The sequence below is a fragment of the Sphingobacterium sp. G1-14 genome (assembly GCF_002196555.1).
Taxonomy (GTDB): domain Bacteria; phylum Bacteroidota; class Bacteroidia; order Sphingobacteriales; family Sphingobacteriaceae; genus Sphingobacterium; species Sphingobacterium siyangense.
On sequence record NZ_CP021381.1, the window covers coordinates 2,767,831 to 2,791,889 of the forward strand.

The 24,059-nt window shown below is 45.5% G+C and carries 11 protein-coding genes; 10 read left to right on the top strand and 1 reads right to left on the bottom strand.

Features of this window, described 5'->3' with window-relative positions:
• Nucleotides 1-4 precede the first annotated feature (4 nt).
• The 10 genes from CBM24_RS11550 (at nt 5) to CBM24_RS11595 (ending at nt 21,368) form a co-directional block, all read left to right on the top strand.
• Nucleotides 5-2,578, top strand: coding sequence for a glycoside hydrolase family 38 C-terminal domain-containing protein (locus tag CBM24_RS11550; RefSeq protein WP_088161349.1), 2,574 nt, complete (start codon nt 5-7; stop codon nt 2,576-2,578).
• Nucleotides 2,579-2,601: 23 nt separating this feature from the next.
• Nucleotides 2,602-4,941: a GH92 family glycosyl hydrolase gene (locus tag CBM24_RS11555; protein WP_088161350.1), complete on the top strand. Its 2,340-nt coding sequence runs from the start codon at nt 2,602-2,604 to the stop codon at nt 4,939-4,941.
• On the top strand, nt 4,938-7,631 hold the full coding sequence (locus CBM24_RS11560) for a glycosyl hydrolase 2 galactose-binding domain-containing protein (RefSeq protein WP_088161351.1): 2,694 nt from the start codon (nt 4,938-4,940) through the stop codon (nt 7,629-7,631). The genes CBM24_RS11555 and CBM24_RS11560 overlap by 4 nt, the downstream gene beginning before the upstream one ends.
• A gap of 29 nt (nt 7,632-7,660) precedes the next feature.
• A complete protein-coding gene (locus tag CBM24_RS11565) occupies nt 7,661-9,937 on the top strand; it encodes a GH92 family glycosyl hydrolase (protein WP_088161352.1) in 2,277 nt (758 codons plus the stop codon).
• A gap of 86 nt (nt 9,938-10,023) precedes the next feature.
• Nucleotides 10,024-11,751, top strand: coding sequence for a RagB/SusD family nutrient uptake outer membrane protein (locus tag CBM24_RS11570; protein ID WP_088161353.1), 1,728 nt, complete (start codon nt 10,024-10,026; stop codon nt 11,749-11,751).
• 13 nt (nt 11,752-11,764) lie between these two features.
• Nucleotides 11,765-12,217, top strand: a complete 453-nt coding sequence (locus CBM24_RS11575; RefSeq protein WP_232475764.1) for a DUF5004 domain-containing protein — start codon at nt 11,765-11,767, stop codon at nt 12,215-12,217.
• 82 nt (nt 12,218-12,299) lie between these two features.
• Entirely contained in the window at nt 12,300-13,289 is a 990-nt protein-coding gene (locus CBM24_RS11580; RefSeq protein ID WP_088161354.1) for a DUF4961 domain-containing protein, read from the top strand.
• A gap of 25 nt (nt 13,290-13,314) precedes the next feature.
• A complete protein-coding gene (locus tag CBM24_RS11585) occupies nt 13,315-16,422 on the top strand; it encodes a SusC/RagA family TonB-linked outer membrane protein (RefSeq protein WP_088161355.1) in 3,108 nt (1,035 codons plus the stop codon).
• 16 nt (nt 16,423-16,438) lie between these two features.
• Nucleotides 16,439-18,253, top strand: coding sequence for a RagB/SusD family nutrient uptake outer membrane protein (locus CBM24_RS11590; RefSeq protein ID WP_232475765.1), 1,815 nt, complete (start codon nt 16,439-16,441; stop codon nt 18,251-18,253).
• Between the two features lie 70 nt (nt 18,254-18,323).
• Entirely contained in the window at nt 18,324-21,368 is a 3,045-nt protein-coding gene (locus CBM24_RS11595) for a SusC/RagA family TonB-linked outer membrane protein (RefSeq protein ID WP_088161356.1), read from the top strand.
• Between the two features lie 381 nt (nt 21,369-21,749).
• Here the strand turns inward: CBM24_RS11595 and CBM24_RS11600 are convergent, their stop codons facing one another.
• Nucleotides 21,750-23,909, bottom strand: coding sequence for an ATP-binding cassette domain-containing protein (locus tag CBM24_RS11600; protein ID WP_232475766.1), 2,160 nt, complete (start codon nt 23,907-23,909; stop codon nt 21,750-21,752).
• Nucleotides 23,910-24,059: the final 150 nt, after the last annotated feature.

Here is a 24,059-nt window from a genome sequence, read left to right on the forward strand (position 1 = left end):
TGGCATGACCGGGTTGAAAAAAATAGCAGTTATTTTGCTCATTGTGTTGTCGTCAGCAGCTGGACTAAAGGGACAACAGCAAGCTTATTTTGTCGATGGTTATCACGGCGGGGTTTACGGACACTACCCATTTTGGGTAACGACATTTATGCTCGACCATCTGGAAGCATCACCAAGCTGGCGAATTGGACTTGAGATCGAGCCAGAGACCTGGGATTCGGTCAAGGTTAAGGATCCTGCTGGCTATGCACGCATGAAGGAATGGGCGAAGGATCCACGTCTGGATTTCACAAATCCGACCTATGCGCAACCTTATCTGTATAATATCTCTGGTGAAAGTATCATCCGTCAATTTGCTTATGGCATGGCTAAATATCACGCGCATTTTCCAGAAATCAACTTTACAACTTATGCTGCGGAAGAACCTTGTTTTACAAGCAGTCTACCCCAGATCCTTCGGCAATTCGGATTTCAATATGCGGTACTTAAAACGCCAAATACCTGCTGGGGAGGCTACATCAGGGCACATGGTGGTCAATTTCTGAATTGGGAAGGGCCCGATGGTACGGCAATCCTTACAGTACCCCGTTATGCAAATGAGGCTTTTGAAAAAAACTCCACCTGGCAGACTACGGCTTGGGCCAATACTGCGGACTATTGGAAGAGTTGTTATGATGCTGCAATTATGAATCCTGTCGGTATGTGCTACCAGGATGCAGGTTGGAAAAATGGTCCGTGGATGGGAACGGGCGAACAGGTGAAAAATCAGGTGCTTTACACCACCTGGACGGAATATTTTCGGTCGGTCCCCGCCGGACGAGCTGTGCCCAGCTGGAAAATGGGGCAGGAGGATATTTTGGTTAACTTAATGTGGGGGAGCCAAGTGCTGCAACGTATTGCACAACAGGTGCGCAAAGCGGAAAACAGCATACTGCAAGCTGAAAAAATCGGTGCCATGGCTTTTATGGATCATGGGTTTGTACCAGATCATAAACGCCTTGACGAAGCTTGGCGAACCTTGATGATGGCCCAGCACCACGACTCGTGGATTGTGCCTTACAATAAGTTGCATCAGGACCAGACTTGGGCGCAGGCGATCGAGAAGTGGACAAACAATACCCTGAACATTGCGGACCAATTGATCCAGCAGGCAAATGCTTCTTATGCCACTTCCACGCGGAGTACCATTTCGGAATTGGGCTATATCCGGGTTTATAATACGCTAGCCCGGCACCGAAAGGAATGGGTACAGGTGCGCTTACCTGCAGATGTGGATGATGTCACCGTGTGGACAGGAAAACAGCAGGTATTGCCTGTGCAGTGCCGTCAAACGGATCAGGGTAAGGTCGTGGAATTTGAAGCAGAGGTGAATGGCTTCGGCTATGCTACCTATCAGCTTAAGCCCGCTCAACCCATTAAGCCGGGACAATCTAAATCGCGTGAACGGCGAAAAATCGTCCGCTTTGATACCGAAGGCAATTGTATTCTCGAAAATGAATTGTACAAGATTGTGCTGGACAAAAAGCAGGGTGGAACAATCAAGAGTCTGATTGCCAAATATGCAAATCATAAGGAATTCGCTGCACAAGATGGAGGATATCGGATGGGAGAAATCGCAGGGCATTTTTATGAGCAGGAGAAATTTTATTCTTCCAAGGAAAGCCCTGTAGTGTTTACTATCGTACAGGATGATGGGCTGAAAACAACGGTGGAGGTAAAAGGGAATATCAATGGGCATACTTTTGTTCAGTTGCTGTCTCTAGTGGCAGGGCAGCAAAGCATCGATATGGACCTGACCATCGATTGGAAAGGCAATGTGGGAATCGGTGAATATAAGCAACAAAAGAAATGGACTGATAACAGACGTGCTTTTACGGACGATCGCTATAAGTTGAAAGTCATGTTTCCTTCAACTTTGAAACAGGGGAAAATAGCCAAAAATGCACCTTTTGACGTCACCGAAAGTAGCTTAGAGGATACTTTTTTTGGCCAGTGGGATCAGATTAAGAATAACGTTGTGTTGAACTGGGTAGATCTCTATGATGAAAATAGCCAATATGGACTCGCCATACTGACCGACCATACGGGGTCATACATCCATGGTAAAGCGTATCCATTGAGTCTGACTGCACAATACTCGGGTTTGGGATTGTGGGGGATGGATTATAAGATCACTGAACCATTACACATGCGCTATGCATTGATACCACATGAAAATAACTGGAATACAGCGCGTATCGCAGACCGAAGCAATGCCTGGAACGAACCCTTGCTGGCATGCTATCATCCCCATTTGAAACTCAGCGATCGTCAGCTGATCACAATCTCTGATAATAACCTGGAAATCTCGGCCTTGCAGCTGGACCATGGACAACTTAGCTTACGCCTCTTTAATACGGGCAATAAACAGGCCACATCATCTGTCGCCATAAACTCTCCTGCGGCTTCGCTGCAGGAAGTTCTGCTAAATGGTGAGCAAAAGGGGAATATTCCCCTGAGTAGGATAGATGACAAGAGGAAGGCTTTTGTGGTGCAGCTGCCAAAATTCGGAATCAGAACCTTTCAGATTAATAAATAGAACCTAAGAAACGATAAATCAATATGAACAAATTATATGGACTGCTATCTTGTTTTGTTATCGCGCTAATCCTGTCTTCGACATCGTGTGCTAGTCGCCGATATCATCCTGTTCCCAGTTTAGCAGACTATGTCAATCCATTTATTGGTGCGAGTACAAGTGTGGGCGCCGCAGGCACGTATCATGGTTTGGGAAAGACTTTTCCGGGGGCGACGACACCCTATGGCATGGTACAGGTGAGCCCTAACACGATTACAGGCGGTGATAACAGCCCAGGATATAGTTACGAGCATCGCAGTATGGAAGGTTTTGCTTTCACGCAGATGAGTGGAGTGGGTTGGTATGGCGATCTCGGAAATTTTCTGGTGATGCCTACCACGGGTAGGTTGAATACCATCGCCGGAAAGGAGGATGGTACGTTGACTGGTTACCGCTCATCCTACGACAAATCCAGTGAGGTTGCTCAAGCTGGATACTACGCTGTTGATCTTGAACGGTATAACATACGGGTGGAGGCTACCGCTGCCCCACATAGCGGTATGCTTCGTTTTACCTTTCCGCAAAATAAGGAATCACGTATCCAGATCGACCTGGCACGTCGCGTTGGCGGCACTGCAATACAGCAATATGTCCGGAAAGTCGATGACTATAGTATTCAGGGATGGATGCACTGTACGCCGGAGGGCGGTGGCTGGGGCGATGGCGACGGTAAGGCAGATTATACCGTTTACTTTTATGCACGCTTTGATAAACCCTTAAAAAAATATGGTATTTGGTCGGCAGAGATCCCCGACAACTGGACGCGTAAGCGTGAGGATGTACAATCCATACACTACCAAAATCAGATAGCCGAAGCGAAGGTATGGCCCGGAAAAAACGAAATGGAAGGCAAACACCTTGGCGTTTTCTCCGAATTTGAAACCCGACAGGGCGAGCAGGTCAATCTACAGGTCGGCATTTCTTTCGTCGATATGCAGGGCGCCGAAAATAATTTTAAAAAGGAAATCGCAGGCAAGAATTTCGATCAAGTCCGTCATGAAGCCAGAGCAATGTGGAATACTCAGCTGTCCAAAATTGCGCTTAAAGGCGGTACCGAAGACCAGAAAACGATCTTTTATACCTCATTGTACCATACCATGATTGATCCGCGCATCTTTACGGACGTAGACGGACGTTATACGGGTGGTGACAACAGAATACACCGTAATGAGGGATTTACCAAACGGACGATTTTTAGTGGATGGGATGTTTTTCGGTCACAATTTCCGTTGCAAACATTGATTAACCCCAGCTTAGTAAATGATGAGCTCAATTCATTGATCAGTCTGGCTGATGAATCTGGAAAGGGTTATTTTGAACGCTGGGAATTATTAAATGCGTATTCAGGCTGCATGATCGGTAATCCTGCGCTATCGGTACTGGCAGATGCCCATGCGAAAGGAATACGCAATTACGACGCACAAAAAGCATTAACTTTTGCAATCAATACCTCCAAAAGATTTGGCAATGATTCTTTAGGTTACAGCCCCGGAGCATTAAGCATCTCAAATACGCTGGAATATGCATACACCGACTGGTGCATAGCACAACTGGCAAAAGGATTGAACAAGACGGAAACAGAACACGTTTATTTGGCCAAAAGTCAAGCTTATCGGAAGATATTCGATCCGGAAAAAGGCTGGTTCAGACCAAGGAAAAATGATGGATCATGGGAAGAGTGGCCCGAAAATGCGCGAACCAAAGAATGGTATGGTACGATTGAAAGTAACCCATACCAGCAGGGTTGGTTTGTGCCACATGATATTCCAGGCATGATTCAGTTGATGGGCGGTAAAGAAAAGACCTTAGCTGATCTAACGGATTTTTTCGAGAAGACACCTGAAAATATGCGCTGGAACGATTATTATAATCACGCCAATGAGCCCGTGCATTTAGTTCCGTTTTTGTTCAATCATCTGGATGCGCCTTACCTTACCCAAAAATGGACCCGTTACATCTGCGATAAAGCGTATAGTAATACCGTAGAGGGAATTGTGGGAAATGAGGATGTAGGACAGATGTCGGCCTGGTATGTGCTGGCCGCCTCGGGGATACATCCCTCTTGTCCGGGGTCAACACGCTTTGAAATAACAAGTCCCATATTCCAGGAATTGTCTTTTCAGCTGGATCCTAATTATTTCTCGGGTAAAAGGTTTCGCATTGTCGCTCACGATAATTCGGCGGATAATATATATATCCAGCGGGCAGTCCTAAACGGAAAGCCTTATGCTAGAAATTATATTGACTTTAAAGATATGGTGGCTGGGGCAACTTTGGAACTCTATATGGGGCCTAATCCAAACAAAGACTGGGGGATCAAATGAAAAAAAGACTAGTATATATACTGCTATTCCTACAGCTTGCTCTTGTTGGCTATGGTCAAGTACGCGAGATTTCGCTCAATAGTGATAATCCTACGATTCGTTGGGAAATAAAGCCCCAGTCGGATCTGCCTTATTCAGGGCAGGAAATAGCACAACCCAATTTTCGGATGAAAGACCCTGTGCGCGGTATTGTTCCGGGGGTCGTCTTCACAGCTTATGTGGACCAAGGACTGGTACCAGATCCCAATTTTTCAGACAACATCTACCGCGTGGATGAACAGTTATTCAACCGTCCGTTCTGGTACCGTACTTGCTTTCGCCTGCCTGCAGACTATAAAAAAGGGCAACGTGTGTGGATTCATTTTGACAATACCAACCGTTATGCCGATTTTTTCTGCAATGGCGTGAAATTATCGGGTACAGCTGGTTCTACCAAAGATGTCAGTGGCCATATGTTGCGCAGCAAATTTGATATCACAGATCTCGTGCGTGTGGGGCAGGAAAATGCAATCGCGGTGTTGATTACCGATGCCGACCAGAAGAAAACACGTACGGCAAAAGAACCTTTTGGCGTAACGTCAAGCCCCACGTACTTGGCTGCGGCTGGCTGGGACTGGATGCCTTATGTGCCGGGACGTTTGGCTGGGATTACTGGCAATGTATCGCTGCACTTTGCTGGCGACGTCAGTATGGAAGATCCTTGGATGCGGTCCGACTTAGAAAGCAACGAGTTTGCCTACCTGGACTTTTCGACCGATCTAAAAAATGCAGGCGATCAGGCCAAAGAAATAACGCTCGAAGGAATCGTTATGCCTGGGGATATCCGATTTTCTAAAAAAGTGAAGGTTGCTGCAAACAGCACCCAAAAGGTATATATCACCCGCAATGAGGTAAAGGAATTTCTCATCAAACAACCGCTACTATGGTGGCCAAATGGTTATGGGGAGCCGAATTTATATCGTTGTGCACTTACCGTCAAAATTGCTGATGAGATCTCGGATCAGAAGGAGTTTCAGTTTGGAATCCGTAAATATGAGTACCATTATGTGCGCAATAAAGCGGGATGGCCAGTGCTGAATTTCTATATCAACGGAAAAAAGATCTATCTCAAAGGTGGGAATTGGGGAATGAGCGAATACTTGCTCCGCTGCCAAGGGGAAGAGTACGGTCTCAAGATCAAGTTACATAAGGATATGAACTATAATATGATCCGTTTGTGGACGGGCTCGATCACGGACGATGCTTTCTATGATTATTGCGATCGTTACGGGATGATGGTATGGGACGATTTTTGGCTTTATGTGGCGTATAACGATGTAGCCAATGATGATGATTTTAAAGCAAATGCGCTCGATAAAGTAAAACGGTTGCGAAATCATGCCAGCATCGCGATCTGGTGCGGCGCCAATGAAACGCGTCCAAAACCTGAATTGGATAATTACCTGCGTGCTATTGTGGCGTCGGAAGACCACAATGATCGGCTGTATAAGTCCAGTTCCAATCAGGATGGTCTTTCGGGAAGCGGATGGTGGGGCAACCAGCCACCGCGGCACCATTTTGAAACTTCGGGAAGCAACCTAGCCTGGAACGATCCGCCTTACCCTTATAGCAGCGACTACGGTTATGGCCTACGTACGGAAATCGGAACGGCTACTTTTCCCAATTATGAAAGTATCGTGAAGTTTATCCCAAAGGACAAGCTCTGGCCACTACCTACGGACGAACAGCTCAAATCGGAAGATGACAATGTTTGGAATAGGCATTTTTTTGGTAAGGAAGCTGCTAACGCCAGTCCTATCCAGTATAAAGATGCGGTCAATAAACAGTATGGCGAATCGATGGACCTATCTGCATTTGCTGAAAAGGCGCAATACCTTAACCTCGAAGTCATGAAGGGCATGTATGAGGCCTGGAACGACAAGCTCTGGGACGACGCAGCAGGCATGCTGATCTGGATGAGCCAATCGGCCTACCCTTCATTTGTATGGCAGACCTATGATTACTATTACGATGCAACGGGCGCTTACTGGGGGGCGAAAAAAGCCTGCGAACCGGTACATATACAATGGAATGCATCCAACAATAGTGTCAAGGTCATCAATACAAGCTTAAAGAGCCTGGATTCAGTAAGGGTTTCGGCGCAGATCTTTGACATGGATGGCCAGGAGATCAAAAAATATGGTCTGCAAACCAGCGCTACTGTACAGTCAAATGTGGCGATGGAAGTTTTTCGGCTAAATTTTGATGGCGAACTAGGAGCTACAGCCTTGTCCGATGTACACTTCATCAAACTTACCCTAAAGGATAGAAAGGGCGTTTTGCTATCTGAAAATTTCTATTGGCGAAATGGCCGCAAAGAGCTGGATTATACCAGCCTGGCGAGTTTGCCGAAAGCCAAGCTTGAATTTGACTATAAAAAAGAAGCGGGTACCGAAGGTATTGTGCTCCGGGTTTTTAATCGTGGAACAACAGTCGCATTTGGTAATCGTTTGCGCCTTGTCGATGCGGGAACAAATGAACGCATTTTGCCGCTCATGATTTCGGATAATTATTTTACGCTGATGCCGGGCGAGGAAAAGTTTGTTCGGCTTACGGAATCTTATGCAAAGCAATTGAAAAATGCGAAGCTGCTATGGAAGCAATATGGTCATGCCGAAAAGGAAACATTGAAAATAACGAACATCTTTTAAAGATGATACAAATTTAAATAGCGGTAATTATGAAACGAAGATTATGTATTTATCTGATAGTGATTTTTGCGATGCTAAGTCAGGCGCGCGCGCAGCAGGTGGACCTGGTAAAGTACGTGAGTACGCTCCAGGGAACGGATTCTGAATGGAGCCTGTCCTATGGAAACACCTACCCAACAGTGGGATTGCCTTTTGCGGTGCATTTCTTTTCAGCACAAACGGGGAAAAATGGAGATGGCTGGAAATATCAATACAAAGCAAATCGCATACGTGGATTTCAACAGGTTCACCAATGTAGTCCCTGGATGGGGGATTATATGGTCTTTTCGTTGATGCCGGGCATTGGAAAGCTGGAGGTCAATGAGGAGCGCCGGGGGCTATCCTTTAAGCATGAAAATGAAATCGCCAAACCGCATTATTATGCCGTTAATTTTGACAACGGCATCAAGGCGGAACTGAGTCCAGTGGAAAGAGGGGCGCATATGCGCTTTAGCTTCCCGAAAAAGGAAAAAGCGTTCTTGCTATTGGATGGCTTTTTGGGCGATAGCGAGATCAAGATTATACCCGAAGAACGCAAGATTGTGGGGTATGTGCATAATGGGCGTTTTGTGCCCGGGCATATGAAAAATTATTTTGTGCTGACCTTCGATCAGGATTTTAAAGCTTACGGCACCTGGGAAAATGTCAAGGGCACAATCCAGGCCGGGCAGCGCTATGATGCCGGGAAAGGTAAAGGTGGGTATCTGGAATTCCGCCCCGGAGTAAAAGTGGAAGTGAAGATTGCTTCATCCTATATCAGTCCGCAGCAGGCAGATCTTAATTTTCAACGCGAACTGGAAGGGCACAATACTTTTGAGGTAAGTAAAAAGAAAGCTTTTGATACCTGGAATGCATTGCTGAACAGGGTGCGCGTAGAAGGGGGAACGGAAGCGGAGATGGCAACATTTTATTCCTGCATGTTCAGGGCCAACTTATTTTCACGTAAGTTTTATGAAATGGATAAGGAGGGAAACCCTTACTATTTCAGTCCTTATGATGGGAAGATTCATAAAGGGTACATGTTTACGGATAATGGCTTTTGGGATACTTTTCGTGGGCAATTCCCCCTGAGCAACCTTTTGCATCCAGCGATGCAGGGGCGTTATATGCAGTCCTTGTTAGATGCACAAAAGCAGGCCGGATTTTTTCCGACCTGGTCCAATCCTGGGATGTCCGGCGTGATGATCGGCAATCATGCCATTTCGTTATTGACGGATGCCTGGGTGAAGGGGATCCGAACCTTCGATGCCGACAGTGCTCTGGCTGCCTATTACCATGAAGCGACCAATAAAGGATTGTGGGGTGGATCAAATGGGCGCGAAGGGTGGAAGGCGTATTTTACCAAGGGGTATGTTCCTTATGGCGATATTCACGAAAGTACGGCAAAGACATTGGAATATGCCTACGATGACTTTTGTGCTTATCAGCTGGCAAAGGCGACGGGCAACAAATTCTATGAAAATATCTTTGCCCGGCAGATGTACAACTATAGGAATGTATTTGATCCTCAGGTAAACTTTATGCGCGGCCGACTGGACAATGGGCAATGGCGTGAACCCTTTGATCCTGTAGAATGGGGTGGACCTTTTACCGAAGCAAATGCCTGGCAATATACCTGGTCGGTGATGCACGATGTGAATGGCTTGATCAACCTGATCGGTGGGGTGGATAAGTTTAATGCAAAACTGGATACGTTCTTCACCATGGAGCAACGTGTCAACTACGGTAGCTATAAGCAGGAAATCCATGAAATGCGTGAAATGTTGTTGTCAAAAATGGGGCAGTATGCGCATGGCAACCAGCCGACGCAGCACGTCCCGTATCTGTATAATTTCAGCGGTCAACCCTGGAAAGCACAAAAATATGCTCGTATGGTGACATCGCGCCTTTATAATGCGACGGAAAAAGGGTATCCGGGTGATGAGGACCAAGGGCAGATGTCTTCCTGGTATGTACTGAGTGCTATGGGGATCTATAGTGTCTGTCCCGGAACCGATGAATATGTGTTTGGGAGTCCAGTATTCAAAAAAGTGACCATCAGTCTCGATAATGGGAAAACATTTACCATCAAGGCGGATAACAATAGTCTGGAACATGTCTATATTCAATCAGCTACACTCAATGGAGCAGCCTACGACAAAAATTTTATTCGTTATGAAGATCTGCTGAAAGGGGGCGAGCTTCATTTTGTCATGGGCGATAAACCCAATTATGAAAGGGGGATTTCTACGGCTTCGAGGCCATTTTCCCTGAGTTCGATCGATTAGATCTTTTGAAAAAACTAATGCCAGCGGGCTAGGCTCGCTGACATCATGATAGCATAACCAATTATTTAACTGTTTTACAAAAAATTATGAACAAAAGCCAATTGACATTTTGTGCTCTGGCCTTCCTCGCCTGTACGGCTTGTAGTAAACAGGGATTTTTAGATCAGACACAATCTTCAGATCTGAATGAAGAGGTCGTTTTTTCAGATAGTACGTATACCATTAACTTCCTGTCGGGAATATATGGTGATATTGGGTTTGCGACTTGGCCTAAGCGCTTTGGTGGTGGTGGGCTTGATGCCAGTACAGATGAAGCGGAAGGCGCTGGACTCGGCAGTATCAATACCTTCATCCAGTTTGCCACGGGTACTGTCAACTCCAATATTATCACCAATGATGCCTGGGCAAAACCCTATACTAATATTCGTAGGGCAAATATTATGCTTAAAAACCTGCATAGGGCACGCTTTGGTACGAATATTAAGGTGCGGGTAAAAGCCGAGACCCGGTTTTTAAGAGCTTATTATTACTTTATTTTATTGGAACATTATGGTGGTGTGCCACTGATGGGAGACAGTGTTTACGCAGCAAGTGATGTCATCCCAGCTAAGCGTAATACTTTCGATGAATGTGTGAGCTATATTGCAGCTGAATGCGATGCTGCCGCGCAAGATCTTCCATGGGAACATGCTGGCGAAGACTATGGACGTATCAGTAAAGCAGCCTGTTATGGGTTGAAATCTCGCTTACTGCTTTATGCTGCGAGCCCGCTATTCAATGGCAGCCCAGTGACAACAGAGGGGACGTTGAAGGATGTCGTTGCCTATCCCGTTGTGGATGAAACACGCTGGCAGCGGGCCGAAGCGGCAGCAGAGCAGGTCATTGAATCGGGACATTACAGTTTGTATGTCAATAACGATCCCGAACCTGGATTTGGCTTCTATCAGCTGTTTCAATTGCGCAAAAACTCAGAATATATCCTCGCTAGAATGCAAGATTCCAACCGGGATCTTGAAGGTATCTGGAATCCGCCAACTTTTGGCGTAAGCAACCCCGGCGCTTATCCGTATCTGGAAACGGTGGATGCTTTTGGGATGCGTAATGGTTTGCCTATTAACGATCCCAATGCTGGATACGATCCGAAAAACCCCTATAAAAACCGGGATCCCCGCTTAGCGAATACCGTAACCAGGGATCAGTCGATGGTCTTCCACCGGGATGGATTGGCCCGAAGACCAGTCAATATCTATATCGATAAGACCAATCCAAACAATGTGACTTCGGGGCAGGATGCCATTTACCGTGGCACGCCTACGGGGTATTATACCTATAAAATGGTCAATCGGGATGTAGCCGCGGATTGGTTCAATACCTACACGCCGCGCTGTCTGCCAATTATCCGATATGCGGAAATTTTGTTGAACTATGCTGAAGCACGCAACGAATCGCTCGGGATCCCGGATCTGAAGGTCTATGCAGCCGTGGAGGCTATCCGAGAAAGGGCAGGGTTGGATCCTTTTGTATTGCCGACTGGCCTAAATAAGGTCGCCATGCGTGAGATAATCCAGAATGAGCGACAAAAAGAACTGGCCTTTGAAGGACATCGTTTTTTTGACGTACGCCGTTGGAAGTTGGCTGAATCATTGGAAAATACACAGCTGCACGGGACTGAACCCGTTCGTACAACAGCGGGAACAATCTACAATACCATCAACGTACGAAAACGTGTCTTTGACAAACGCATGTACCTCTGGCCCATCCCGCAATCTGAAGTAGCGAAGTCCTTAGACTTGATTCAAAATCCAGGATATTAAAAAAACTAAACGGATGAAAATATACAAGATACGCTCATGGTCCTTGATGCTGGTCCTATGTATGGGAATAAACTCCTGTAAAGATGAGCTCGGCAATATCCGCAAGGAGGAGGCCGAAAAAGATATTACTGGAAACTGGAAAGTAATACAGCTGACCCGAAACGGTGAAGACCTGAGTAAGCGTTTAGCATTGGACAATTTTAAGATCGATTTCAATGCCGATGGAACCTATACCATAGCTGATAATCTACCTTTTGTGGTCAGCGGCTCAGGAAAGTACCGTCTGGATGATCCACAGTATCCCTTTAATGTTGTGCTTAGTCCAACCGAGGGTAAAGAGGAGGTGGTCCTCAAATTTCAATTCCCTGTAGTCAAGGGCAAACGCCAGCTCAGCTTAGTGATGAGCCTGGGTTGCAGCAGCAACACCTATCAATATGATTGTGAACGTTTAAACGGAGAAATATGAGATATCCAGGGTTGGAAAACACAAGCACCGACGAATTAATATGGATATTCCATGTGGCCTTTAAAGAACAAATTATTTATATATGAAAAAGAACACACATTATTCGACATATATCTACTGGGCAATGGGGCTATTTTTGGCCATATTCTTAGCTCAATGCGGTCTTAAAGCCATCTCAGTAGCTGTGCCTACATCTGCAAAAGCAAATGAAAGGGTGACGTTCACGATGAAGTGCGGGGCCGAGCCCCGTATCCAGGGGGGAGGTAATTATAGCACCCAGCTAGTCGCGGGTATAATGGTACCCAAGGGATGGAATGCGCGTAAAAACCTGACCATGTCCTTTACCAGTCCAAAGGGAGATGGCACCATGCGTATTATTCCGGACAGCGAACTCGAACCTGTATCGGGACTGAGCTGGCATCAGGCCGCCAAGAAAATGTTCGGTATAGGCCCCAATCTGGTGGATGATATGGAATGGATTGTTTTTAGAAGTACACAGGCCTATTCCTTTGTCAATAACGAAGATATCGATTTTACGGTGAAGGCCGAATGTAACGTGGGAGCCGAAAATATGTTGCTGTCTTTGGGATTCTATATCGGTTCTTCCATCGAAAATCTGCGTCCGGAGGATACAGATTATAAAAAGTTTACATTCTCAAATGCTTTCGAGGTAACCGATGGTGAGGGCGATCTGATCGATTTTATCAACCCACAGTTGGGTACGGTACAACCGGTCAAAAGTCTGGACAACGATATCATTACATTGACTTTTGATGGTGGGGTTACCAATACGGTGCTGGATCATGAGCCTGCCATCTATCTACATGTCAAGGCAATGGATGAGTCAGGAAAGCTAATTGCTGAAATCAGGAAACAGACAGCAGATACCAAACTGACGGACGTCGGTGGTAAAAAGTACCTTATTGATATCTGGCCACGTGGATTTTTTAAGGTCGATAAAGATATACATATCGCCCGGCTGGAATATTTCTATACGGACATTACGGGAACCAAAAGTGTCGGTTATGGCAATACGGATGAGCCTTTTAAATATACCTTCCGCTGTGAGTGATTGCTAACTAATAAACGAATGACAAATGTTTAACCATTATATAAAATTAAGTGTTGTCGGTGTATTGTTGGTGATTGCCGATAAACAGACCGCGCAGGCCAGCTGGTATCCACGGCTCCCCGAGACAGCCTCAGGGAATGAGAAGCGGGCGATAGGGAAATTTCCGAAAATTGTGGATGAATATGGTAAGCCGATTTCAGGTGCTAAGGTCTATGACGCCGGGCGGCAGCTTGTCGGTGAGACTGATGAAAATGGAGATTTTTCCCCGTCAGGCCATCTTACGCATGAAGTCTTATGGGTGGAATATCCGGGATATTATAGAAAGAGGATAAAGGGAGGTGCCGAAAAACTGGTGTCTTTGGTGCCGGCCGTACTTCAAAGTGCAGACTCCTTGCGTATAGGCTATGAAAAAAAGAAAAGTTCGGAGCTCCTTGGATCCGTTTCGGTAGTCTATAACAGTCAGATCAAAGATGTACCGACATCCTTGTATTTAAAAGCGCTTACAGGCCGGTTGCCGGGGCTGTTTACGCAGGAAGTCAGCGGATTTCGGTCACCGAGCATGACCGCAATTACCGCTAATGATCTGGCGGGATCTCTTCCCTCGGATGCCGTGAAATACCGTTCCAGCATCGGTGATAATACTGAAATCGGCTTCAACTTAAGGGGACAAAGTCCGGTGACTATGATCGACGGTGTACAGCGGGATATCTATTCCATTGATCCCGAAAATATCGAATCGGTGACCGTGGTCAAAGATGCACTTTCCAGCATTTTATTGGGACAACGGAGTTCCAGAGGGATATTGCAGGTAACGACGAAAAAAGGACAGGCAGGACCACCAAGAATCAGCTTTACAGCACAAACAGGAATTCAGCAATCGCTTAAAATGCCACAGCCATTGAACGCCTATCAGTATGCGTATCTCTATAACGAAGCATTGCTCAATGCAGGGCGCCAACCTGTGTATAGTTCGGACGATTTTAAGGCCTTTAGAGATGGAACCAATTCCTTGTTTTTCCCTGATGTCAATTGGTATGATGCTGTCGTGCGGGACAATAACCCGATCACCAAATATAACCTGGGTGTGAAGGGCGGAATCAAAAATGCACGTTATGCGCTTTCGCTAAGCTACCTGAACCAATCTGGTCTATTTAAATCGGATGATAAATTTGACTATGAGACCAATGTACAGCATAAACGTTATCTCATCAATAGTGCCATTGATGTGGATGTAACTGATGACTTAACAATTGGACTACAGTTTTTTGGAAAGATACAGGATGGCAGACAGCCGGGGGCAAAAACAGGAACGATCCTATCGACTTTGTACAATACACCGAACAACGCGTATCCAATTTTTAATCCCGACCAATCTTATGGTGGTTCCTCCGTGTACCGGAGCAATTTGTACCAGCTTGCGACGGGATCAGGTTATCTGTTGGACAATACGAGGGACCTGCTGGCTAATCTGGATTTTAATTACAAGCTTGACAAATTTGTTCCCGGACTGTACGCAAAGGGTAAGCTAAATGTTTCATCAACCTCGTCGAGCCTCATTGACCGCAATCGCCAACAGCCGGTGTATGACTTAAGCTATAACGAGCAAAAAGAGCTCGTGTATGTACGGTATGGAACGATAGCCGACCAGCCTAATTCATTTGCGACCACGTCGACAGCAAATTTTTTCTATTTCCAGGGGGCACTGGGGTATGATAGACAACTGAGTGGGAAACATCGTGTCGGCGCCAAACTGTTTATGGACAGGCAAACGGCCAATTATCAGTTTGACTTACCTGCGATCTACACCAACTTTGCGGCGACAGCAAACTATGTCTATCAGGATAAGTACTTTGCTGAAGTAGCCTTAAATTATTCAGGATTCAATCGTTTTATGCCGGGAAACCAATATGGCCTGTTTTATGCTTTTGGGTTGGGCTGGGATATGCTGCAGGAAGACTTTCTAAAGGAAAAAGCGGATTGGCTTTCTCAACTGAAATGGCGCGCTACATTTGGGCGGACGGGAAATACCAACGAAGCCGCCCTAGGTTATTACAGCTGGCGAGCTTCTTATGGACAAGACGGAGCGAACGGCTATGATTTCGGCTCAGAATATGCTTACACCAATAGCCTGATCGAAAAAGGGCTTGCCAACATTGAAGGAACCTGGGAAAAGGGAAATAAATTTAACATCGGTTTGGATGCTGCCTTTTGGCATTCAAGACTGAAATTGACAGCCGACTATTTTAGAGATACTTATTTTGACTTATTGCAACAGCGCGGATCGACCATTGACTTGATCGGTATTGGGTATCCGAATGAAAATATTGGTAAAAACCGTTATGAGGGGCAGGAAATCACTTTGACCTATCAAAATAATTTCGGTGAGTTTAACTATTTCATTACCGCCAATGCCTCACGGATGAAGACCCAAGTGCTGTATATGAACGAGGTCTTTCAGCAATATAATTGGAACAGGCGCACGGGGATGCCCATAGGCCAGACATTTGGTTACCGTGCGGATGGGCTAATCCAAACGCAGGAAGAAGCCGATAATGCACCTTTGTTATCGGGAAATAAGGTGTATCCTGGTGATGTAAAACTGGTGGACCTGAATGGAGACGGTATTATCAACCAGTACGATCAAACGGCCCTTGGCAATACAAAACCACTCGTATATTTTGGCACTACCTTAGGATTCAATGTCGCAGGCTTTGATTTTAGTGTATTGCTTCAGGGGGTATTAAACCGTAGTTACCAACAAACGGATTATTCCTTTGGGAATACTGGCGACGGACAGGGATTTGATTATATGCTGGGACGTTGGACACCGGAGACCGGTACTGCTGCAACTTATCCAAGGCTGACGCTGGGACCCGATCCGACCAATACACAAAATATTTCGAGCTACTGGACCCGTTCCGGCGAATATCTTCGGGTAAGGAATCTGGATGTCGGCTATACATTGCCCTTCAATTGGACAAAGCGCGCAAAGCTATCTTCGGTACGCGTCTTTGCAAACGCACAAAACCTGTTCACTTTTACCCCCTATGGCCGCTTGGATCCAGAAATCTCATCAGGTACAGCCTATCCAGCACAGCGGATCATAAGCTTTGGTGTAAACGTGAAATTATAAACCTTAGAAATCGACAATGATGAAATATTCCTATTCAAACCACATACATGCTGAGGAGCGCGAAGTATCATGCAGATCGTCTGAAATAAAACCTATATCTAAAATGGACCTGGGCTTCCGCATGGCCTTTAAATTATCAATCATTCGTATGAAATATGATCAGTTAAAATGGTTGCTTGTAGTCGGAGTTTCGATCGGGATCTTCTCCTGTAAAAGCGACCTAGAGCAAGAGCCTATCGAGCTGCAGACACTGGACCAAGTGTTTGACAGACGGGATTCGGCCGGTGTAAATGCAAACCGGTTTCTGACCGATTGCTACCGTTATCTGCCCAGCCTAGGGAACCGGGTCGGTGGAGATTTCCTGGACGCAGCCACGGATGATGCTGTTTCCTCCAATCCGACCAACACATCGGTACAGCAGTTGGCAACAGGTTCTTATACTTCGGATAATTATCAGGACAACCTTTGGGCATCTTGGTATCAGGGGATTCGAAAGACAAGCATTTTTATCCAGAATATCGATCGTGTACCGGTAAAGGGACAACTCGAAAATGGTACGCCTATGCCGCGGGTATGGAAAGCAGAAGCAAAATTTATGCGTGCCTTATTTTATTTTGAATTGGTCAAACGTTATGGCGGAGTGCCGCTGATGGGTGATAAGGTATACCAGCTGAACGATGATATTGAGTTGCCGCGGGCAAGTTTCGAAGAATGTGTCAACTATATCGTAGGAGAATGTGATGCAATAAAAGATAGCCTACGCATCGATCCATTTAATCTTGCATTTTATGGAAGGCCGACCAAGGCGGCTGCCATGGCATTAAAATCCCGGGTGCTCCTGTATGCTGCCAGTCCATTGTTCAACGGTGGAAATAGCAATGGGCAGAATGATCTCTCTGGGTATACCGCATTTTCAGCTGTGCGGTGGCAGTTGGCGGAGAATGCGGCCAAAGATCTGATGGACCTCAATCTCTTTAAGCTTGAACCACTGTTTAAAGATGTCTTTATCACACGCAACAATGAACGGATCTTTGCGAAGCAAGGTGGCAATAACACCAGCTTTGAAAATAACAATGGTCCCGTGGGCTATGCCAACGGGGTGAACAATGGCCGAACTAGTCCCACCCAGGAACTTGCAGACGCCTTTGGAATGAGCAACGGACTGAAAATTACGGACGAAAATTCTGGCTATGATCCAAATGATCCTTATGCTGGACGGGACAGCCGCTTCTACGCAACTGTTTTTTATAATGGGGCACCTTGGTTAAACCGGGCTGTACAAACCTTTGAGGGTGGATCCGATAAACCGGGCGGATCCAAACAGCAAACAAAAACGGGCTATTACCTCCGTAAATTTATGGGGAATTTTGAATCCCTGGCAAATTATAGTAATGTAAACCATGACTTTATTCTATTCCGTTATGCTGAAATATTGTTGAATTATGCTGAGGCACGAAATGAACGTCTGGACAGACCTGATGTCAATGTTTATCGTGCTGTTGAACAAATACGACAACGAGCAGGACTAAATCCATATCAGCTTCCTGAAGCATTGTCCAAAGCAGAAATGCGGAAACTGATCCACCTCGAACGGAGAAAAGAACTGGCTTTTGAAGAGCATCGCTTTTATGATGTTCGACGATGGAAAATAGCGGAAGAGGAATTTAACAAGGAGCTTCATGCCACCGTCATTTATCAAACGGGAACCGGGGTGATCAGGCAATCAGTTCCTATTCTGAAAATGACATTTGAAGCAAAAATGTATCTGGCTCCAATTCCATTCTCGGAAGTGATCAAAAACCCAAAAATGGTACAAAATCCAGGCTGGTAATTAGTCTATTAACGCAAACCGAAGCGGGCAGTGTGAATGGCTTTAATCATGAATAAATAAATATAAACGGATGAAAAATAGCATATATCTGTTAACAATAATGGTTTTGACGCCATTTATACTATTGGCGCAATCCATGGTGAATGGTATTGTCAAAAATAGTTCGGGTCCCTTGTTGGGGGTATCAGTGCAGGAGAAAGGCGGTGGAGCCACACAAACAGATCAAAATGGACGATTTAAATTGGCCTTACGTGGTACTAAGGTTTTGGTATTTACAAGTATAGGATATAATACCCAGCAACGTGATGTAAAGCAGGGGGAAAATATCGAAGTGATTATGCAATCAAGTAGCCAGGATATTGATGAAGTGGTGGTGGTGGGGTTTGGTACGACCAAAAAACTTACAAGTACAGGTGCAGTCAGTTCAATAAAAGGGGCGGATATCCGTCAGGTGCCAACGTCGAGCGTACAGAATGCATTGGCTGGAAGATTACCGGGATTTGTTTCGGTACAACGCTCCGGACAACCCGGCAAAGATGCTTCGGATTTTTATATCCGCGGTGTCAGTTCATTGAATCCAGAAGGAAACCAGCCCCTGATTATTGTTGATGATATTGAATATACATATGAACAACTTTCGCAGATCAACGTCAATGAAATCGAAAGTATTTCGATCTTAAAGGATGCATCGACGACGGCTGTTTTCGGTATCAAGGGGGCAAATGGTGTATTAGTTGTCAAAACGCGGCGGGGTGAATCGGGGCGGCCAAAGATCAATGCGCGTATCGAGTCAGGTATGCAGAGCCCAGTCACAAAATTGAAGTTTTTGAATGCCTATGAAAGTGCGCTCTTATGGAATGAAGCGATAGCAAATACGCTGGGCGACAATTCCAACCAACCTTTTAGTGAAGCAGATTTAGCACATTTTCGTTCCGGGGATGATCCTTATGGCCATCCGGATATCAATTGGTATGACCGGATCTTTAAACCGTCGAGCCAACAGTACAATACAAATATTGATATCACTGGTGGCGGCGAAAGTATTAAATATTTTGTATCAGGTGGGGCTTTCTCCCAAAATGGAAATCTTTACAATTTTGAGAATGAAGGTGACAAGGTCAACAATAACTATTATTATCGTCGTTTCAACTTGCGATCAAATCTAGATGTACAAGCAACGAAGACGCTCAAATTACGATTGGATTTCCGGGCGAACTTCAATCGTATCAATTCACCGCGGGCGGGAAATGTCGTTGGTGAGGTGTTCAATTTTAATAAGATAAGACCATGGTCGGCACCTTTTATAAACCCAGATGGTTCGTTCGCCTATGCCAGTGATACGCAGGAGTTGCTACCGACGATCAATGCACGCCTGGCAGCGTCTGGATATAGCTTGGATCGACGTAACGATATCAATATTTTATTTGGCGGGACTCAGGAACTGAATGCTTGGTTGAAGGGGCTTTCATTTTCTACCCGTGTAGCCTATGCCAGCGTGGAGTCGAATGGTCGAGAGCAGGCCCGCGATGAGATACCTGTGTATCGTTATGACCCGAGTTCGAACGGTTACCAGCTGAAAGGTGGGGCACCTTATGTGCTGGGCAATTATACCTTGCGGGCCTACCAGGGGGATTACAACAGTCGGGTGAATGTACAGGCCAATTTCAATTATGCACGAACTTTTGGGGATCATGGGGTGACAGCACTCCTGCTGTATAATCGGGAATCCTATAAAACAAAGGGGGATAAGAAAACCAACTGGATTCCACAGAATTTTGAGGGCTATACCTTTCGAGCAGGGTACAACTTTAAAGAGAAGTTCTTATTGGATGCAACAGCAGCATACAATGGCTCAGATCGTTTTCAGGCGGCACAGCGTTATGGCCTTTTTCCGGCGGTGTCGGCAGGATACAATCTAGCAAAGGAATCGTTTTTCAAAGAAGCATTTAACTTTGTAGAGTTATTCAAATTGCGGGCTTCCTATGGAATCGTGGGTTCTGACAAGGTCGCCGGTGACCGTTATCTTTACCAGCAGGTATACAACGAGGGTGGAAGCTATTCTTTTGGTGAAACCCATCAGCCTTCACTCATCATCACGGAAGGAAATCTGGGAAATAACAATGTCACTTGGGAAAAACAAAAGTCATTTGATGTAGGGCTTGATGTCAATCTATGGAAAAACAAATTTTCCATGACCTTTGACTATTTTAATAACCTGCGGTACGATCAGCTTGTCACTTCACAGTCACTTTTCCAGCACATCGGTGTAGGGGTTTCACCATCAAATATTGCGAAGGTACGGAACAGGGGTGTGGAGTTGGAACTGAATGTTAACAACAATATCGGTGCATTTAATTATAATATTAAAGGTGTATTGACGTATTTCAAAAATAAGATTTTGTTTCAGGATGAACCGGCACCAGCTTATCCTTGGTTGCGGCTGACAGGGCAGCAGATCAATCAACCATTGGGTTATCTGTACGATGGTTTTTATACGGAAGAAAATATCGCTGCAAGCCCAAAACCATCGGGAGGGTATGAGGTGCAGCCCGGCGATCTGCGGTATAAGGACCTCAATAACGACGGTGTGATTGATGACTATGATCGGACTGTGATCGGTAAACCCAATATACCGAATACCAGCTTTGGACTTACCTTGGGGGGAAGTTACAAAGGATTTAGTTTCAATGTGTTGCTACAGGGGACTACCGGGTACAGTTTTAGCGTTCAGGGAAGCGGTATTGAGCCCTTCCAGAGCCAGTTTCAACCGATCCATCAAGAGCGATGGACTGCGGAAACGGCCTCTACAGCTAAATTTCCACGCTTAACCACTAATCCGACAACGATTAATAGCCCGTCAACCTATATGTCTGATTTCTGGCTTATTGATGCGACCTATTTACGTTTGAAGACAATTGAACTGGGGTATCAATTACCCAATAAATGGCTGCCATTTAGGATTAACAATGCACGTTTATATCTGAGCGGGTATAATCTGCTGACCTGGACGAATTATTCCTTGTATCAGCAGGATCCTGAGGTGACGTCTAACAGTGCGGGCGATGCGTATCAGAATCAACGTGTCGTAAATCTAGGAATACAGATCGGACTTTAATCAGCCAATGATCAGTTTTAAATAGTACAATTACAAGTTTAAATAATAAGCAGGGCCAAATAATTTTGATCCTGCTTATTATTTTGAAGAAATTTGGACGAACCGTATCACTCGCTCAGTTTTTTGAGCAGTTAGATTATCGGTGGTAATTGATTGTACGGCGACAACGCATCGTTGGAGTTAGTATTCAGGAAATTGGCGAACTTGAATTGGCACTGATTGCAAATGCCAACTTGGAGCATGGCGGATAGCGGACTTTTACGTTACAAAGCGTAGTTAGAACATCAGGGGAATCCAGTTTGAATTTATAGTGGATTTCAACGATTCAAAACCCAAGAACAAGCGTCGTTAAATCGCTTATCCTAAGTTTCAATGTGAGGGTTACTTCTTTCGGCCGATTGAGGCTGCAGAATGGATATGTTGCCGTAAACAGGCGGCCGTTAGCGAGACAGTATCTTTGAGCAAATCGGCAACGGTACCTGTAAACACCACATTTCCGCCATACTTGCCCGCTCCGGGCCCAATATCGATAATCCAGTCCGCTTGGGCGATAACATCAAGGTTATGCTCGATAACGATTAACGTATTGTTGTTGTCCACCAGGTTATCGATAAAGTTTAATAGCTTTTCGGTATCGTTTGGATGTAAGCCGGTGCTGGGTTCATCAAGCACGATAATCTTGTTGGAATTCTTAAGTTCTTTGGTCAGTTTGAGCCGTTGTCTTTCCCCACCCGAAAAACTGTCTGACCGTTGCCCCAAAGTAAGATAGCCCAGTCCCAGTTGGAGTAACATATCAAAAGACTGACGGTAGAGTTTGTCCGGGAAAAAATCATAGGCTTCTGCTACAGTCATATCCATCACCGCAACAATATTTTTATCATGGTAATGATATGTTAAGACCGCAGGCTTAAAGCCAGAGCCACCGCAGACCTCGCAGGTCTGTTCAATATCATCCATAAAGGCCAGATCAATTTTTTCGATACCGATACCTTTGCAGTTTTCACAGGCACCGAGGCTATTTCGGCTAAAAAGTTTATCGGATACCTGATTGGCTTTTGAAAACAGGGTACGTATCGCATCCGATAAACCCAGATAGGTCAACAGATTGGAGCGTGCACCTGTTGAAAATAACGACTGGTCGATGATGGTGGCTTCGGGATAAAATTGGGGCAGCACTTTGTTGATCAGTGTACTCTTGCCCGAACCCGCCACGCCAGTAACAACGGTCATCACCTTTTGGGGAATGCTTACATCGATGTCTTTCAGATTATGCAGATTAGCATGCTCGATTTCGAGGTAGCCCTTTGCTGATCGTGGTTTATGATTAATTTCGGGCACTTTAGCAAAGTACAGCCCTGTTTTTCCTGTTGATGTTTTCAGTCCCGCAACCGTACCGTTATAGACAATCTCGCCACCGTTTTTTCCCGATTCTGGCCCCATATCGATTACATGGTCGGCTATGCGGATCAAATCGGGGTCGTGCTCAACGAGTAAAACGGTATTGCCTTTATCTCGCAGCTGTTTAATTATTGCGGCGATATTTTGTAAATCCATCGGATGTAGTCCGATGCTCGGCTCGTCAAAAATATAGAGTAAATCCGTCAGGCTGCTCCCCAGGTTTCGCACCATTTTGATGCGTTGGCTTTCCCCGCCTGATAGGGTGTCTGTACGTCTATCCAAGGTCAGATACTGCAAACCGATGTTGACGATATGTTGCAGTTTCTTTTTCAGTTCGGTAAGAATAACATCAAAAGCGTTGGATGGTAAAGAAGCAACAAATGCCAACAGCTCATCGATCGAAAGAGCCGTACAGTCGGCAATGTTTTTGCCCGCTATTTTACAGGACAGAATCGTATCATTCAACCGTTTTCCCTGGCATACAGGACAAGTTTTGGTAACGATAATGGTATTTAAAGCCTCTTTTCGGCTCACGATTTCCTTAGACTGCTTTTTGAGGAATGCTTTTTCAATGCGGGGGATAATACCTTCATATTGGACCGTTTTTCCCCATTCGGGATCAGGATGTTTGGGTTTGTGTTCGGCAGCATGCAAAAGGAGCTCCCATTCCTGCGGCGTGTAGTCGTTCAGTTTTTTGTCGTTGTCAAAATAGCCTGATTGGGTATAGCGTGTCAGGCGCCAGCCACCCGGTTGAAAGGTCGGAAATCGGATAGCCCCTTCGTTTAACGATTTTTGTTTGTCGATAAGGCGATCTACATCAATGGTCTGCACAATACCCAGCCCTTCACAGGCCTTGCACATACCCATTGGATTATTGAATGAAAAAGCGCTTGAATAGCCTACAAAGGGTGTCCCCATGCGCGAGAAAAGCAAGCGCAGGGAAGCATATATGTCGGTAGCCGTTCCTACGGTCGAGCGTGCGTTACCGCCCAATCTTTTTTGATTGATAATAATAGGGACATTCAGGTTGTCGATTTTGCCCACATCCGGAACGCCGATGTGCTGCAGCCGGTTTCGGATAAAACTGCCCTGTGTTTCGCTGAACTGCCTTTGGGCTTCAGCACCTATGGTTTCAAAGACCAAAGACGACTTGCCCGATCCGGAGACTCCTGTAAAAACACTGATCTTTTTCTTGGCGATCTGGAGAGAAATATTCTTGAGATTATTTTGTCGGGCATGTATAATGTGACTTGCGTTTCAAGTATAGTCCCTTTTATAGCGCTCCGTAGGTCA

Bases quoted from the DNA above. Each gene is read 5' to 3' on its own strand.
- CBM24_RS11550 (WP_088161349.1), top strand. From the start codon at position 5: ATGACCGGGTTGAAAAAAATAGCAGTTATTTTGCTCATTGTGTTGTCG.
- CBM24_RS11555 (WP_088161350.1), top strand. From the start codon at position 2,602: ATGAACAAATTATATGGACTGCTATCTTGTTTTGTTATCGCGCTAATC.
- CBM24_RS11560 (WP_088161351.1), top strand. From the start codon at position 4,938: ATGAAAAAAAGACTAGTATATATACTGCTATTCCTACAGCTTGCTCTT.
- CBM24_RS11565 (WP_088161352.1), top strand. From the start codon at position 7,661: ATGAAACGAAGATTATGTATTTATCTGATAGTGATTTTTGCGATGCTA.
- CBM24_RS11570 (WP_088161353.1), top strand. From the start codon at position 10,024: ATGAACAAAAGCCAATTGACATTTTGTGCTCTGGCCTTCCTCGCCTGT.
- CBM24_RS11575 (WP_232475764.1), top strand. From the start codon at position 11,765: ATGAAAATATACAAGATACGCTCATGGTCCTTGATGCTGGTCCTATGT.
- CBM24_RS11580 (WP_088161354.1), top strand. From the start codon at position 12,300: ATGAAAAAGAACACACATTATTCGACATATATCTACTGGGCAATGGGG.
- CBM24_RS11585 (WP_088161355.1), top strand. From the start codon at position 13,315: ATGTTTAACCATTATATAAAATTAAGTGTTGTCGGTGTATTGTTGGTG.
- CBM24_RS11590 (WP_232475765.1), top strand. From the start codon at position 16,439: ATGATGAAATATTCCTATTCAAACCACATACATGCTGAGGAGCGCGAA.
- CBM24_RS11595 (WP_088161356.1), top strand. From the start codon at position 18,324: ATGAAAAATAGCATATATCTGTTAACAATAATGGTTTTGACGCCATTT.